The organism is Cupriavidus necator, from assembly GCF_013141915.1.
In the GTDB taxonomy this organism is placed as follows: Bacteria; Pseudomonadota; Gammaproteobacteria; order Burkholderiales; family Burkholderiaceae; genus Cupriavidus; species Cupriavidus necator_B.
This window is the reverse complement of the sequence record NZ_SROX01000014.1, coordinates 67146-80964: the sequence shown is the minus strand read 5'-3', so window position 1 is coordinate 80964 and position 13819 is coordinate 67146. Positions and strand designations below refer to the sequence as shown.

Genomic DNA, 13819 nt, shown 5'->3' with positions numbered 1-13819 from the left:
CATGTTCAAGAACACGACTATCGGCGCCCGATTGTGGTTTCTCACTATCGTTACTAATTTGTTGTTGCTGATTGTCGGTGCCGTGGGCTGGCTTGGCATGTCGCGCAGCAACGAGGCAACACACCAGATTTATGAGCAGCAGCTGTCGGCTGCGGTCAACCTTGCCGAGGCGCGTTCGAACCAGTTGCTGGTGCGTGTGCTGCTGGACCAGGCCACCTTTGCCGCCGATCCGGCCGACGCCAAGGCGCGCGCGGCGACCGCGGAAGGCTTTGCGGGCGAATCGGAGAAGGCCTGGAAGGCCTATCTCGCGCTGCCGCGTTCGGCGGATGAAGCCAGGGTGGTCGAAGACGTCACCGCCAAGCGCGATGCGTTGTTCAAGCAGGGCGTGGCGCCGATGATCGCAGCGCTCCATGCCGGCGATCGCGATGGCGTGATGAAGGCCGTGCTCGAAACCATCCCGCAGCTCGACATCGCCTTTACTGCCGTCAACACTGAACTGAACAAGCTGCAAGTGGCCAGCGCCAGGCAGGTCTACGAGGCGTCGCAGCAGCGCTACCGCAACTTGTTCACGCTGTCCGGGTGCGTGCTGGCGGTGGGACTGGCGTTCAGCACGGTGGTGGCGTGGCGCCTGCGCCGTTCGATCGTGCAGCCGCTGGACACGGCGATTGCGCGCTTCGAAAAAATTGCCGGCGGTGACCTGAGCGTTGCCGCGTCCGGCGGCGAAGCGATGGCCGACGAAGCGGCGCGCAGCGAGACCGCGCGCATGCTCGGCATGCTGGGCCGGATGCAGGCCAGCCTGGTGGCCATGGTGGGCGACGTGCGCGGCGGCGCTGACTCGATCGCCGCGGCCAGCAAGCAGATTGCCAGCGGCAATGCCGATCTGTCGCAGCGCACCGAACAGCAGGCGGCCTCGCTGGAGGAGACCGCCTCGAGCATGGAGGAACTGACCAGCACCGTGCGCCAGAATGCCGACAGCGCCCGCGAGGCCCGCGCGCTTGCCACGGATGCCGCAACCCTGGCCGGGCGCGGCAGCGATGCCGTGCTGCGCGTGGTCAATACCATGCAGTCGATCGACGCCAGCTCGGGCAAGATCGTCGACATCATCGACGTGATCGAGAAGATCGCGTTCCAGACCAACATCCTGGCGTTGAACGCGGCGGTGGAAGCGGCGCGTGCCGGCGAGCATGGCCGCGGCTTTGCCGTGGTGGCGGGCGACGTGCGCGACCTTGCGCAGCGCTGCGCCAGCGCCTCTAAGGAAATCCGCACGCTGATCGGCGCCTCGGTGGCCAATGTGCGGGAAGGCTCTGGGCTGGTCGATGATGCGGGACGCGCGATGCAGGACATCGTCGATGCGGTGCAGCGTGTCAGCGCCCTCATCGGCGATATCAGCGCGGCGTCGGACGAGCAGTCCAACGGCATCGATCAGGTCAACGTGGCCGTGTCGCAGATGGACAGCATGACGCAGCAGAATGCCGCGCTGGTAGAGCAGGCCGCGGCCGCTGCGGCATCGCTGGAAGACCAGGCGCAGCGCCTCACTTCGCTGGTGGCGACGTTCCGGCTGGCCTGAACGGGCACGGCGCATGCGTGTCCGCATGCGCCGCACGCTGCCCATGAGCGTGCGCTGGCCAGGGTGACTGGCGTAAAATTGCCAGTTGCATTGGAGGAGTACGACATGACTGAATTCGTCACGACCGAGGTCCGCGGCGGCATCGGGTACCTGACGCTGAACCGCCCGCAGGCGCTCAACGCCCTGTCGCTCGACATGATCCGCGCCATCACGCAGGCGCTGCAGGACTGGGCCGCAGCCCCTGAAGTGGCAGCCGTGGTGGTGGCGGGTGCGGGCGGCAAGGCGTTCTGCGCCGGCGGCGATATCCGCTATTTCCACCAGGCGGCGCATGCGGGCGATCCGCTGCTCGACCAGTTCTTCGTCGAGGAATACGCGCTCAATTTCCTGATCCACCGCTACGCCAAGCCTTATATCGCCCTGATGGACGGCGTGGTGATGGGGGGCGGCATGGGCATCTCGCAGGGCGCACGCCTGCGGCTGGTCACCGATCGCACCAAGATGGCCATGCCCGAAACCAATATCGGACTGTTTCCGGATGTGGGCGGCGGCTGGTTCCTGGCGCGCACACCCGGACGCATCGGCGAATACCTGGGCCTGACCGGCACCGTGATCCATGCCGCCGACGCCTTGTACGCCGGCCTGGCCGATGCTTACCTGCCCGGCAACCGCCTTGCGGAACTGGTCGATTCCCTGCGCGCGCAGCAGTTTGCCAGCGGCGATGCCGTGCTGGCGCATATCGAAACCTTCAGCGCCGCGCACCGCGAGGCGTGCGTGCCCGCGCAAAGCACGCTGGCCGGGCTGGCGCAACCGATCGACCAGCTGTTCGCCGGCAACACTGCGCTGGATATCCTTGCCGCCGTCAGCGATGCACCCGGCGACTGGGCCGCGCAGACCGCCGCCATGCTGCGCAGCCGCTCGCCGCTGATGCTGTGCGTGACGCTGGAGCAGATCCGCCGCGCGCGCAGCATGTCGCTGGAAGACGAACTGCGCATGGAACTGGACATGATGTACTACGTGTTCCGCAAGGGCGACGGCGTCGAAGGCATCCGCGCGCTGGCGGTCGACAAGGACCACAAGCCGCGCTGGCAGTACGCACGGCTCGACGAAGTCAGCCGCGCGAAGACGCTGTCGTTCTTCGAAAGCCCGTGGCGGCCCGCGACGCATCCTCTGGCGGCACTGGGCAAGCATGACTGACATCGCTGCGCAGGACACTTCGGGGCCGACTCGGGTAGAGTGACGGCAGGGTCCGGCGCCTGCGGCACGGCACTGCCGTGCGCGGGCGCCGCCTGTGCCATTCCGTCCACACCGTCAAAGGAGCCGTAATGAGTGATCCTCGTGATGTCGTTGTATTGGTGGGAAGCCTGCGCAAGGAGTCATACAACCGCAAGCTGGCCAAGGCGCTGATCGCACTGGCGCCAGCGCAGCTCAAGCTGGAAATCGTCGAGATCGGCAACCTGGAGCTGTACAACCAGGACCTCGACGACAAGCCGACCCAGGCCTGGACTGCGTTCCGCGACCGTATCCGCCGCGCCGACGCGGTGCTGTTCGTGACCCCGGAATACAACCGCTCGGTGCCGGCGCCGCTAAAGAACGCCATCGACGTGGGCTCGCGTCCGTATGGCAGTAGCGTTTGGGACGGCAAGCCCGGCGCCATCGTCAGCGCATCGCCAGGCGCCGTCGGCGGCTTCGGTGCCAACCATCACCTGCGCCAGTCGCTGGTATTCCTGAATATCCCCATCCTGCAGCAGCCCGAGGCCTATATCAGCGGCGTCGACAAGCTGTTTGACGAGCAGGGCGGCATTGCCAACGAGTCAACCAAGGGCTTCCTTGGCAAGTTCCTGGCCACGTTCGCCACCTGGATCGAGCGCACCGCGCCGCGCTGAGCGGCACGCAGCGGGGCGCAGCAGACCTTGGCGCGGTAGCCTATACTCACGTCTTCGCGCGGGCCGGCCACTCGCTGTACGCGTGGCCGCCCCAGCCGCCGGGTGCCGTGGCGTGCATATGTCGCGGCGCTGCGTCCCGGGATCCTGCGGTGCCGCCGCGCCCGGACCGCCTCCAAACGCTGTATTTCCATGAACGTAAATCCCCGCCGCATTTCGGTTGCGCCGATGATGGACTGGACCGACCGTCATTGCCGCATGTTCCATCGCCAGCTCAGCCGCCACACCTGGCTGTATACCGAAATGGTGACCACCGGCGCGCTGCTGCATGGCGACGTGCCGCGCCACCTCGACTTCGATGTAGCCGAGCATCCGGTCGCGCTGCAGCTGGGCGGCAGCGAGCCGGCCGATCTCGCCATGGCGGCGAAACTGGGCCAGCAGTGGGGCTATGCCGAGATCAACCTGAATTGTGGCTGCCCGTCCGAGCGTGTGCAGCGCGGCGCCTTCGGTGCCTGCCTGATGGCCGAGCCGCAATTGGTGGCGGACTGCGTGAAGGCGATGCGCGATGCGGTGGAGATCCCGGTGACCGTGAAGCATCGGATCGGCATCGACAAGATCGAGCACTACGATTTCGTTCGCGACTTTGTCGGCAAGGTGGCGCAGGCGGGTTGCGGCACGTTTATCGTCCACGCGCGCAATGCGATCCTGAAGGGCCTGAGCCCGAAGGAAAACCGCGAGATTCCGCCGTTGCGCTATGAGGTGGCGTACCAGCTAAAGCGCGAGTTTCCGGAGCTTGAGATCCTGATCAACGGCGGCATCGTCAGCCATGATGAAATCGTCGCCCACCTGGAGCATGTCGACGGTGTCATGATCGGACGCGAAGCGTATCACCAGCCGTACGTCCTGGCCGGAATGGACGCGCGCTTCTATGGTGATACCGGGGCGCCGGTGCCATCGCGGCTCGATGTCGAACTGGCGATGCAGCGTTATGTCGGCGACTTTGTTGAACAGGGCGGATATATGGGGGCCGTGACACGGCACATGCTAGGCCTGCATCGTGGCATCGCCGGCGGACGCGGCTGGCGCCGCGTGCTGTCCGATGCAAAGCGCATGCATGCGGCGCGCACGCGTGCCGAGGTGGATGCGCTGTTCGACGAGGCGCGCACGCATTTGCGTCCGCACGCAGAAGAGCCGCTGGCCGCGTAAGCGCGCACGGCCGCGTGCCGAGGCTGCGCTCTAACTTCGAATCGTGAAAATATGCATGGCGGCGCGCGGGCTCCGCGCGCCGCACATGAGATGCCGGATCGCCCGGAAAGCGGCGCCCGGAAAGGGATTCCCCTAATTCGCTGAGGCAGGGCACTTTCTTACACTGTGCCTGCCCTCGAATACAGGGCTTTCTTCAACTGATTATTAGCCCGCTCCGGCGGGCTTTTTTTTCGTCGGCGCGTCGGCGATTTGATGTCCGCCGCATGGCGCTCTTCGTTTACCCGAATGGTGCATTCCCCGCGTGGCAGTTAGAGTGCAACGGCCTTCAGGGCATTTGAGATCGCTAAAGTTAAGAGTCCGCGCTGCGGACTCTTTTTTTGCGCGCTCGGCCGGCACCACCGGGACGATCGGGTTCGACCAACTTGCCGCGCAAGCGTTCCAACGGTCACGCAGAATGGATTTCGCTGACTCCGCATCGTAGCCGTTATCGCGTATGGCTGATGCCCACGTCCAGTGTGCCATATGTCGTGATGCTCGATTCCCTGCCGTCGGCGCCGCCTGCCGCGCATCCGCCGAGCCAGCCCGCCAGTGCCATCACGGCAAGTATCCTCGTCCTCCATCTACACTTGTTCTGCATGGCCTGTTCCCCGTGTTCGATCACGTCGGTTGGTCTCGCTCGCGGGTGGGAGGTTCCATCGCAGGCATGGCGCGCCATGGAGGCATCGACTAGCCAAGGGAAGGGAAAAAGAGGCAGGCGGCCAATGGGGCGGACCGCCTGACGGGAAGGTCGAGGGGGGTCAATGTCCCTCGGACTCGAGTATCGCTTCGGGCACGTGCCGCATGAACCCTGCCGAGGTAGGGGCTGTGTTCAGCATATTGGTTGGCTGACGGGCGTTTCCGGGAGTAGTGCGAGCCCCGTGATACGATGGCCGGCACGTTCCCCAGGGGAGATCGGACGCGGCATGCGGACTGTGCCGGCGGGGAGGCAGCATGGACAAAGACAACGTGGAAAACGAAGCGCCGTTCGGCGTCGTCTATGAAGACTTCAGGGTGATCTGGGTGGCCGAGCAGCTCCAGGATGGCAAATGGACGGCGCGCTACTGCTGGCACCCCGGTACTTCCGCTGCCGCAGGCAAGTCGCTGCAGGAAGCCGTGCTGAATGGCAAGTCACGCCGGTTGCTGGGGCAGTTCGATACCGAAGCAGAAACCATCGCAGCCATCAAGCAGGCGGTGCTGCTCGAGGCCAAATGGAGCCCCTCGCGATCCTGACCCTGTCCCGCAAAATTTTTTGTGCGGGATACTAGCCATCTCGAAAATCTGTTTGTATAATCTTGTTTTTCGTCGATCAGCGCTTCGCTGATGACCTCTACGGTGGCTGTAGCTCAGTTGGTAGAGTCCAGGATTGTGATTCCTGTCGTCGTGGGTTCGAGTCCCATCAGCCACCCCAAGCATTTGTCAAAACGGCGCCTCCCAAGGGCGCCGTTTTGCATTCCCCGGGGATGGTATGTCTGTTCGAGCGGCACTGATCGGCGTAGCGATGGCAACCCTGGTAGCAGGGTGTGCCACGGGTACTTCTGAGAAAGACGTCCGTGCACGGCCACCGATGCGCCTGTTCACGCCGGCCAAGATGGCCGATGTCGCGAAATGCCTGCGCAACAATCTCGGCGATGACGCGACGCTGGTCCAGTTGCCAGCGAAACATCAAACCGAAATCCGCATCGGCCAAACCGTGGCAAACGGTGAATATCGATACGCCTACCTGATCTCACTGACCGCGCAGGCCGACGGCACCGCGTTGGAATTGCGCAAGACCGATACCTGGTTTCCCCAACTGACGCCGGTGGAACTGGAAGCCGAAGCGAAGGCGTGCGCGCGTAGCTGAGCGCGAGCAAAGTCCTGGCCGCGCGGAACGCGTCGGCGAAGATCAGGCGGCCAGCTTTTCGGTGGTCTCGAGTTCCAGCATGCGGCAGATTGCGGCCATGCTGCCGACCATGGTACGGCGCTGGGTACCCTGATAGACGCGAACGCCCTTGCTCTGGCGAAACGGCACGGGCTTGACCGGACGGCGGGCGGCGACGTGGTGGATTTGCGGCATGGTGGCACCTCTTTTTAGGCAAAGCGGGGTCAACACCCGGCAAGCCGGGCGGCGTCTGCAAAGCAATGGAAGCGGGTGGGCCCGCGCAGGCGAGGGGCCTGCGTTGGTGCCCGGCTAGAAGCCGGAAGAGCGGATCAGCCCGACGGCGATGCCTTCCAGCGAGAATTCTTCACCAGGCTCGACGATGATGTTGGTGAAGTCCGGGTTCTCGGCAATCAGTTCGATATGGCCACCGCGCCGCTGCAGGCGCTTGACGGTGACATCGTCGCCGAGCCGCGCCACCACGATCTTGCCGTTGGCGGCTTCGCTGGCGCGGCGCACCGCGAGCAGGTCGCCATCGAGGATGCCGGCGTCGCGCATGCTCAGCCCGCGCACGCGCAGCAAATAATCCGGGCGCTCATCGAAGACCGAGGCATCGACCTGGTACTGGCGGTCGATATGCTCGGCGGCCAGGATGGGGCTGCCGGCCGCCACGCGCCCCACCAGCGGCAGTGTCAGCTGCATGACGCCTGCCATCGGCAACGAGAACTGGTCCGGCAGTTCCGAATCGCTGCGCGCCACCTTCAGTCGGATGCCGCGCGACGCGCCTGGCGTCAATTCGATTACGCCTTTGCGCGCCAGTGCGCGCAGATGTTCTTCCGCGGCATTGGGCGAGGAAAAACCGAATTCCGCTGCGATCTCGGCGCGGGTGGGCGGAAAGCCGGTGCGGCGGATCGTGTTGCGGATCAGATCGAAAATCTGCTGCTGCCGGGGTGTCAGGGTCGCCATGGGATCGCCGTTCCGTGCAGGGCCCCTGGGCTGGATGACGGGGGACTGTGGTCCGTTATCCTGCGTCCGGCGGGCCGGGCACTGTATGTTTAAACAGTATGCTGTGATTTTATACAGTATCGGCGTGAGCGCAAGCAGAATTTTGAGGCGTGTCGCATGGACGTCCGCAATGCGCCTGGTCCCGGCAGCGGCAAGGTGCGTGCGCCCGCTACAATCGCGGTTGCCTTCCCACAACGATTCCTTGCGCGCTCCCATGACCCAATTGCCCCGCATCGTCGTATTGGCCACTGGCGGCACCATCGCCGGCGCGGCCGGCAGCGCCGCCAGCAGCGCTCGCTACCAGGCGGCGACCGTGCCGGTGGCCTCCTTGCTGGCCGCGGTGCCGCCCTTGCAGTCGGTGGCCCGCATCGAGGCCGAGCAGGTGGCGCAGGTCGACAGCAAGGACATGACCTTCGCGCTCTGGCAAACACTGGCGGCGCGGGTGCGGCACTGGTCGGCGCAGCCTGACGTTGCCGGGATCGTGATCACGCACGGCACCGACACCCTGGAAGAAACCGCGATGGCGCTGCACCTGACGCAATCATGTCCGGTGCCGGTGGTGCTGACCGCGGCGATGCGTCCGTCGACGTCGCTGTCGGCGGACGGGCCGCTGAACCTGCTGGATGCGGTGCGCGTCGCCGGCCATCCGGATGCGCGCGGCAAGGGTGTGCTGGTGGTGCTGAACCAGCAGATCCACGCGGCGCGCGACGTGGCCAAGGCGCATACGTCGGCGGTCGATGCCTTTGTTTCGCCGTGCGGGCCGCTGGGTTTCGTCCAGGACGAGTATGTGCGCTTGGTCCGGTCACCGCGGGCGGCGTCGATCATCGGGCCGATGCCGGCGGCCTGGCCGGTGGTGGAGATCGTGGCGAGCTATGCCCAGCCTGGTCGGGTGGTGGTGGATGCGCTGGCGCAGGCTGGCGTCGCCGGTCTGGTGGTGGCCGCGGCCGGCAATGGCTCGGTCCATGAGATGCTGGCAGCGGCGCTCGCCGACGCCGCCGCGGCCGGGATGGCGGTGGTGCGCAGCTCGCGTACCGGTGCGGGCCATGTGGCGATCCCGCCGCAACCGAGTCCTGCCGACGGGGTGTTCGTGTCGGCCGCGGACCTCAACCCCTATAAGGCGCGCGTGTTGCTGGCGCTGGCCCTGGCGACAGATGCGGGATTGGCGCGCGATCCGGCGAGGCTGCAGGCGGTGTTCGCCAGTGCCTGATTTGCCCGTGTAATCAGTGGCTTGCGTTGTTGCCGTGCTGCGGGCTATAATTTAAGGCTATTCAACCTTGCCACACCGGACTCGTGACGCCCGGGTGGCTAATCCCAAAAGGAGCGTCAATGCGTCATTACGAAATCGTCTTCATCGTCCACCCGGACCAGAGCGAACAAGTGCCGGCCATGATCGAGCGCTACAAGCAGCTCGTGACCTCGCAGAACGGCAACGTTCACCGCGTGGAAGACTGGGGCCGTCGCCAGATGGCTTACATGATCCAGAAGCTGGCCAAGGCTCACTACGTTTGCCTCAACATCGAATGCGGCAAGGAAACGCTGGCTGAACTGGAACACGCGTTCAAGTTCAACGACGCCGTCCTGCGCCACCTGATCGTGCAGACCAAGAAGGCCGAGACCGCACCTTCGCCGATGATGAAGGAAGTGCAGCGCGAAGAAGCCCGCAAGGCCGCGCAAACGACCACCGAAGGCCAGGCCGCCTGAGTGCGGACTGCGGTGCGCGCCGTGGCTGACAGCGTCGGCCGGGGCACGGGAAACAGCAAGGATTGCAACCAGCAAGAGGCCCCGCGTTGAACCAGCTTCGGCTTGCCGCCACCCTGGCGGAACGCGATGCCCTGCGCTATACCCCGGCCGGGGTCCCCGTCGTCAACTGCATCCTGCAGTACAGCGGCGAGGCCCTCGAGGCGCAGACGCCACGGCAGGTCGAGTTTGCAATCGCTGCGATGGGAATCGGCCAGGTTGGCCAGCGTCTGGAGCGGCTGCCGCTCGGCACGCTGCTCGACTGCGAAGGATTCCTGACCCGCAAGCACCGCAACAGCAAGGCTCTCGTCTTTCACATCACTGGATGTAAAGCATTCGAAAAGGATTGAATCATGGCATTCGTCAAACGTGACAACAAGAACAAGAAGCGCTTCCAGCAACAGAATCCGCTGTTCAAGCGCAAGCGCTTCTGCCGCTTCACCGTGGCTGGCGTGGAACAGATCGACTACAAGGATCTGGACACCCTGAAGGACTTCATCGGCGACAACGGCAAGATCACGCCGGCCCGCCTGACCGGTACCAAGGCCCACTATCAGCGTCAGCTGGATACGGCCATCAAGCGCGCGCGTTTCCTCGCGCTGATGCCGTACACCGACCTGCACAAGAACTGATCAGGCCCTAGGTCCGTCAAGGAGAGAACACGATGCAAATCATTCTGCTGGAAAAAGTCGTCAACCTGGGCAACCTGGGTGACATCGTCAAGGTGAAGGACGGTTACGCCCGTAATTTCCTGATCCCGGGCAAGAAGGCCCGCCGCGCCACGCAATCCGCGATCGCCGAATTCGAAGTCAAGCGCGCCGAGCTGGAAAAGGCCGCTGCCGAGAAGCTGGCCGCCGCGCAAGCCGAAGGCGAGAAGCTGAACGGCCTGACCGTCCAGATCTCGCAGAAGTCGGGTGTCGACGGCCGCCTGTTCGGTTCGGTGACCAACGCCGACATCGCTGAAGCGCTGGCTGGCCAAGGCTACAAGCTGGAAAAGGCCCAGGTTCGCATGCCGAACGGTCCGCTGAAGATGGTCGGCGACCACCCGGTCAGCGTTGCGCTGCACACGGACGTCGTGGTCGACGTGACCGTGTCGGTGGTGGGCGAGAGCGTCTAAGGACGCGCCGCCTCGGCCAGCGCATCGCGCCGGCCAAAGCCCGCAAGCATGGCAAAGAAGGCAGGAGCCCCGGCTCCTGCCTTTTTTTTGTTGCCCGCCTGCCTTTGACGGCGCAGTTGCCAAATGTACGTCGAAGTGTGTCCGCCCGCCGTTATAATCCCTCCCCATGAACGCGCCCGTCGCCGACCCCCAACTCGATAACCTCAAGGTCCCGCCGCACTCCATCGAAGCCGAGCAATCGGTGCTCGGTGGCCTGCTGCTGGACAACGCCGCCTGGGACCGCATCGCGGACTTTCTTTCCGAGGCGGATTTCTACCGTTTCGACCACCGGATGATCTTCCAGAGCATCGCCCGGTTGATCTCGGCCACCAAGCCGGCCGACGTGATCACGGTCTACGAGATGCTGCAAGTGGCCGGCAAGGCCGAAGAGGTGGGCGGGCTGGCGTACCTGAATTCGCTGGCGCAGAACACCCCCAGCGCGGCCAATATTCGCCGCTACGCGGAAATCGTGCGCGAGCGCTCGGTGCTGCGCAAGCTGGTAACGGTGGCCGACGATATCGCTTCGGCCGCGTTCGCGCCCAAGGGCCGCGAAGTGCGCGAGTTGCTCGACGAGGCCGAGTCCAAGGTCTTTGCGATCGCCGAAGAGGGCTCCCGCGGGCAGAAGGGCTTCCAGGAAATCCAGCCGCTGCTGACCCAGGTGGTGGAGCGCATCGACGAGCTGTATCACCGCGATTCGACCACCGATGTCACCGGCGTGCCGACCGGCTTCATCGACCTGGACAAGATGACCAGCGGCATGCAGCCGGGCGACCTGGTCATCGTCGCCGGCCGCCCGTCGATGGGCAAGACGGCGTTCTCGCTGAATATCGGCGAGCACGTGGCGGTGGAGCAGGGCTTGCCGGTCGCCGTGTTCTCGATGGAAATGGCGGGCACGCAGCTGGCCATGCGTATGCTGGGCTCGGTCGGCCGCCTCGACCAGCACCGGCTGCGGACCGGGCGCTTGCTCGACGAAGACTGGCCGCGGCTGACGCATGCGATCCAGCGCATGAACGACACCCAGCTGTTTATCGACGAAACCCCGGCGCTGAACCCGATGGAACTGCGCGCCCGCTCGCGCCGCCTGGCACGCCAGTGCGGGCAGCTGGGCCTGATCATCATCGACTACCTGCAGCTGATGTCGGGTTCGGGTGGCGGCGAGAACCGCGCCACGGAAATTTCAGAAATTTCCCGTTCCCTGAAGGGCCTGGCGAAGGAGCTGAATTGCCCGGTGATCGCGCTGTCGCAGCTGAACCGAAGCCTGGAGCAGCGTCCCAACAAGCGCCCGGTGATGTCCGACCTGCGCGAATCCGGCGCTATTGAACAGGATGCCGACGTGATCCTGTTCATCTACCGCGACGAAGTCTATAACGCCGACTCGCAGGACAAGGGCACCGCCGAAATCATCATAGGCAAGCAGCGTAACGGCCCGATCGGCACGGTGCGCCTGACCTTCCTCGGCCAGTTCACGAAGTTCGACAACTTCAGCGGCGGCCCGGCTTTCTTCGACAACGACACCTGACGAAGTCAAGCGGGGCGGCCATCCTCGGTGCCTCCCGTCTCGTTTGCGCCAAATTCGCGGGCAATGTCCCGCTAACCCTGTAAAATATTTCGCTTTGATGACAGCCGCTGCCCGCGGCGGTCATGCAACGCGTCCGCTTAATCCCGCAACACCATCCGCAGCGCCAGCACGCTGCCACAAGGAACATTCCATGTTCGGCCGATTCATGCCCACCGAGGGCAAGTTCTTCGAATATTTCAACCAGCATGCCGACTGCGCGGTGACCGCCGCCCATGAACTGCAGGCGCTGGTCAACGACCTGCCCAACGCCGAGGCGCATGCCCGCCGCGTCCAGGCCACCGAAAAGAAGGCCGACCGCATCACGCACGACACCATCGACCTGCTGCACAAGACTTTCATCACGCCGCTGGACCGTGACGAAATCCACAAGCTCATCACGACCATGGACGACATCCTGGACCTGATGGAAGACGTGGCCGAGACCATCTCGCTCTATGACGTGACCAACCTGACCGACGAGGCGCTGCGCCTGGCCGCGATCTGCGTGCAGTGCTGCGACCAGGTCAAGATCGCGGTGGGCCTGCTCGAGGACATGGGCAATGCCAGCACCATCCTGAAGACCGCGCAGCAGATCGACCAGCTGGAATCCGAGGCCGACCGCGTGATGCGCTCGGCGATGTCCAAGCTGTTCCGCGACGAGACCGACGTCAAGCGCCTGATCAAGCTGAAGGCGATCTACGAGCAGCTCGAGACGATCACCGACAAGTGCGAGGACGTCGCCAACATCATCGAAGGCATCGTCCTGGAAAACGCCTGAGGCGGCTATCGGCATGCAGACCATACAAATGAGCCTGTGGGTGATCGCCTTGCTGGTGGCGCTGGCACTGCTGTTCGACTTCATGAACGGCTTCCACGACGCGGCCAACTCGATCGCCACGGTGGTGTCCACGGGCGTGCTCAAGCCCCACCATGCGGTGGCGATGGCGGCAATGTGCAACGTCGTCGCAATCTTTGTCTTCCACCTGAAGGTGGCGGCGACGGTGGGGACGGGCACCATCGACGTCAATATCGTCGACCACTACGTCATCTTCGGCGCGCTGGTCGGGGCAATCGCCTGGAACGTCATCACGTGGTACTACGGCATTCCGTCATCCTCGTCGCACGCGCTGATCGGCGGGCTGGTGGGCGCGGCGGTGGCCAAGGCCGGCACCGGAGCGCTGGTGGGCAGCGGCTTGCTGAAGACCGTTGCCTTCATCCTGATCTCGCCACTGCTCGGATTCATCCTCGGCTCGCTGATGATGGTGATCGTGGGCTGGACTTTCTTCCGCACGCCGCCGTCGCGCGTGGACCGCTGGTTCCGCCGCCTGCAGCTGGTCTCGGCCTCGATGTACAGCCTGGGCCATGGCGGCAATGACGCGCAGAAGACCATCGGCATCATCTGGATGCTGCTGATCGCGAGCGGCCATGTGGTCGCCGGCGGCCAGCCGCCGACGTGGGTCATCGTCAGCTGCTACGTCGCCATCGGCATGGGCACGCTGTTCGGCGGCTGGCGCATCGTGCGCACCATGGGCCAGAAGATCACCAAGCTCAAGCCGGTCGGCGGCTTCTGTGCCGAGACCGGCGGCGCCATGACGCTGTTCTTTGCCTCGGCGCTGGGCGTGCCGGTCTCGACCACGCACACCATCACCGGCGCCATCGTCGGCGTGGGCTCGGCGCAGAAGATGTCGGCGGTGCGCTGGGGCGTGGCGGGCAATATCGTCTGGGCCTGGGTGCTGACGATTCCGGCCTCGGCGTTCATGGCGGCGATCGCATGGTGGATCGGGCGCCATATCCTGTAACGCGGGATCGGCCG

General features: G+C 64.7%; 16 protein-coding genes and 1 tRNA gene. 15 read left to right on the top strand and 2 right to left on the bottom strand.

Translation table 11 applies throughout. From position 1 onward, the window contains the following. Position 1 precedes the first annotated feature (1 nt). From E5S69_RS22905 to E5S69_RS22875, 7 genes are all read left to right on the top strand, one after another. Positions 2–1567: a methyl-accepting chemotaxis protein gene (locus E5S69_RS22905; protein ID WP_171516890.1), complete on the top strand. Its 1566-nt coding sequence runs from the start codon at positions 2–4 to the stop codon at positions 1565–1567. Positions 1568–1672: 105 nt separating this feature from the next. Further along, on the top strand, positions 1673–2761 hold the full coding sequence (locus E5S69_RS22900) for an enoyl-CoA hydratase/isomerase family protein (protein ID WP_171516889.1): 1089 nt from the start codon (positions 1673–1675) through the stop codon (positions 2759–2761). Between the two features lie 128 nt (positions 2762–2889). After that, on the top strand, positions 2890–3450 hold the full coding sequence (locus E5S69_RS22895; protein WP_171516888.1) for an NADPH-dependent FMN reductase: 561 nt from the start codon (positions 2890–2892) through the stop codon (positions 3448–3450). A 189-nt stretch (positions 3451–3639) separates the two neighbouring features. After that, complete coding sequence (gene dusA / locus E5S69_RS22890; protein ID WP_171516887.1) at positions 3640–4653, top strand: tRNA dihydrouridine(20/20a) synthase DusA; 1014 nt, start codon at positions 3640–3642, stop codon at positions 4651–4653. A 990-nt stretch (positions 4654–5643) separates the two neighbouring features. Next, a complete protein-coding gene (locus E5S69_RS22885; protein ID WP_171516886.1) occupies positions 5644–5922 on the top strand; it encodes a hypothetical protein in 279 nt (92 codons plus the stop codon). Positions 5923–6024: 102 nt separating this feature from the next. Then, positions 6025–6100: transfer RNA gene (locus E5S69_RS22880), tRNA-His, on the top strand. Positions 6101–6256: 156 nt separating this feature from the next. Then, a complete protein-coding gene (locus tag E5S69_RS22875) occupies positions 6257–6535 on the top strand; it encodes a hypothetical protein (RefSeq protein WP_236901412.1) in 279 nt (92 codons plus the stop codon). Between the two features lie 42 nt (positions 6536–6577). Here the strand turns inward: E5S69_RS22875 and E5S69_RS22870 are convergent, their stop codons facing one another. After that, positions 6578–6748, bottom strand: coding sequence for a hypothetical protein (locus E5S69_RS22870; protein ID WP_012353085.1), 171 nt, complete (start codon positions 6746–6748; stop codon positions 6578–6580). 114 nt (positions 6749–6862) lie between these two features. Next, the gene (lexA, locus tag E5S69_RS22865; RefSeq protein WP_171516884.1) at positions 6863–7516 is read right to left on the bottom strand and encodes a transcriptional repressor LexA; all 654 of its coding nucleotides are present in this window, start codon (positions 7514–7516) and stop codon (positions 6863–6865) included. Between the two features lie 253 nt (positions 7517–7769). On the opposite strand from lexA, the gene E5S69_RS22860 reads away from it, so the two are divergent. From E5S69_RS22860 to E5S69_RS22825, 8 genes are all read left to right on the top strand, one after another. After that, positions 7770–8762 carry an asparaginase gene (locus tag E5S69_RS22860; RefSeq protein WP_171516883.1) on the top strand — a complete coding sequence of 331 codons (993 nt, stop codon included), beginning with the start codon at positions 7770–7772 and terminating at the stop codon, positions 8760–8762. A 119-nt stretch (positions 8763–8881) separates the two neighbouring features. Then, positions 8882–9256, top strand: coding sequence for a 30S ribosomal protein S6 (rpsF, locus tag E5S69_RS22855; RefSeq protein WP_010809513.1), 375 nt, complete (start codon positions 8882–8884; stop codon positions 9254–9256). 86 nt (positions 9257–9342) lie between these two features. After that, positions 9343–9642: a primosomal replication protein N gene (gene priB / locus E5S69_RS22850; RefSeq protein ID WP_171516882.1), complete on the top strand. Its 300-nt coding sequence runs from the start codon at positions 9343–9345 to the stop codon at positions 9640–9642. A gap of 3 nt (positions 9643–9645) precedes the next feature. Next, complete coding sequence (gene rpsR, locus E5S69_RS22845) at positions 9646–9924, top strand: 30S ribosomal protein S18 (protein ID WP_006163606.1); 279 nt, start codon at positions 9646–9648, stop codon at positions 9922–9924. A 32-nt stretch (positions 9925–9956) separates the two neighbouring features. Beyond that, positions 9957–10409 carry a 50S ribosomal protein L9 gene (gene rplI, locus E5S69_RS22840; RefSeq protein WP_171516881.1) on the top strand — a complete coding sequence of 151 codons (453 nt, stop codon included), beginning with the start codon at positions 9957–9959 and terminating at the stop codon, positions 10407–10409. A 166-nt stretch (positions 10410–10575) separates the two neighbouring features. Beyond that, the gene (locus tag E5S69_RS22835; RefSeq protein WP_115661877.1) at positions 10576–11967 is read left to right on the top strand and encodes a replicative DNA helicase; all 1392 of its coding nucleotides are present in this window, start codon (positions 10576–10578) and stop codon (positions 11965–11967) included. A 190-nt stretch (positions 11968–12157) separates the two neighbouring features. Further along, the gene (locus E5S69_RS22830) at positions 12158–12784 is read left to right on the top strand and encodes a DUF47 domain-containing protein (RefSeq protein WP_010809517.1); all 627 of its coding nucleotides are present in this window, start codon (positions 12158–12160) and stop codon (positions 12782–12784) included. Between the two features lie 13 nt (positions 12785–12797). Beyond that, on the top strand, positions 12798–13805 hold the full coding sequence (locus E5S69_RS22825; protein ID WP_171516880.1) for an inorganic phosphate transporter: 1008 nt from the start codon (positions 12798–12800) through the stop codon (positions 13803–13805). Positions 13806–13819 lie beyond the last annotated feature (14 nt).

Excerpts from the sequence above, each read along its gene's own strand:
- E5S69_RS22905 (WP_171516890.1), top strand. The coding sequence starts at position 2 with ATGTTCAAGAACACGACTATCGGCGCCCGATTGTGGTTTCTCACTATC.
- E5S69_RS22900 (WP_171516889.1), top strand. The coding sequence starts at position 1,673 with ATGACTGAATTCGTCACGACCGAGGTCCGCGGCGGCATCGGGTACCTG.
- E5S69_RS22895 (WP_171516888.1), top strand. The coding sequence starts at position 2,890 with ATGAGTGATCCTCGTGATGTCGTTGTATTGGTGGGAAGCCTGCGCAAG.
- dusA (WP_171516887.1), top strand. The coding sequence starts at position 3,640 with ATGAACGTAAATCCCCGCCGCATTTCGGTTGCGCCGATGATGGACTGG.
- E5S69_RS22885 (WP_171516886.1), top strand. The coding sequence starts at position 5,644 with ATGGACAAAGACAACGTGGAAAACGAAGCGCCGTTCGGCGTCGTCTAT.
- E5S69_RS22875 (WP_236901412.1), top strand. The coding sequence starts at position 6,257 with ATGCGCCTGTTCACGCCGGCCAAGATGGCCGATGTCGCGAAATGCCTG.
- E5S69_RS22870 (WP_012353085.1), bottom strand. The coding sequence starts at position 6,748 with ATGCCGCAAATCCACCACGTCGCCGCCCGCCGTCCGGTCAAGCCCGTG.
- lexA (WP_171516884.1), bottom strand. The coding sequence starts at position 7,516 with ATGGCGACCCTGACACCCCGGCAGCAGCAGATTTTCGATCTGATCCGC.
- E5S69_RS22860 (WP_171516883.1), top strand. The coding sequence starts at position 7,770 with ATGACCCAATTGCCCCGCATCGTCGTATTGGCCACTGGCGGCACCATC.
- rpsF (WP_010809513.1), top strand. The coding sequence starts at position 8,882 with ATGCGTCATTACGAAATCGTCTTCATCGTCCACCCGGACCAGAGCGAA.
- rpsR (WP_006163606.1), top strand. The coding sequence starts at position 9,646 with ATGGCATTCGTCAAACGTGACAACAAGAACAAGAAGCGCTTCCAGCAA.
- rplI (WP_171516881.1), top strand. The coding sequence starts at position 9,957 with ATGCAAATCATTCTGCTGGAAAAAGTCGTCAACCTGGGCAACCTGGGT.
- E5S69_RS22835 (WP_115661877.1), top strand. The coding sequence starts at position 10,576 with ATGAACGCGCCCGTCGCCGACCCCCAACTCGATAACCTCAAGGTCCCG.
- E5S69_RS22830 (WP_010809517.1), top strand. The coding sequence starts at position 12,158 with ATGTTCGGCCGATTCATGCCCACCGAGGGCAAGTTCTTCGAATATTTC.
- E5S69_RS22825 (WP_171516880.1), top strand. The coding sequence starts at position 12,798 with ATGCAGACCATACAAATGAGCCTGTGGGTGATCGCCTTGCTGGTGGCG.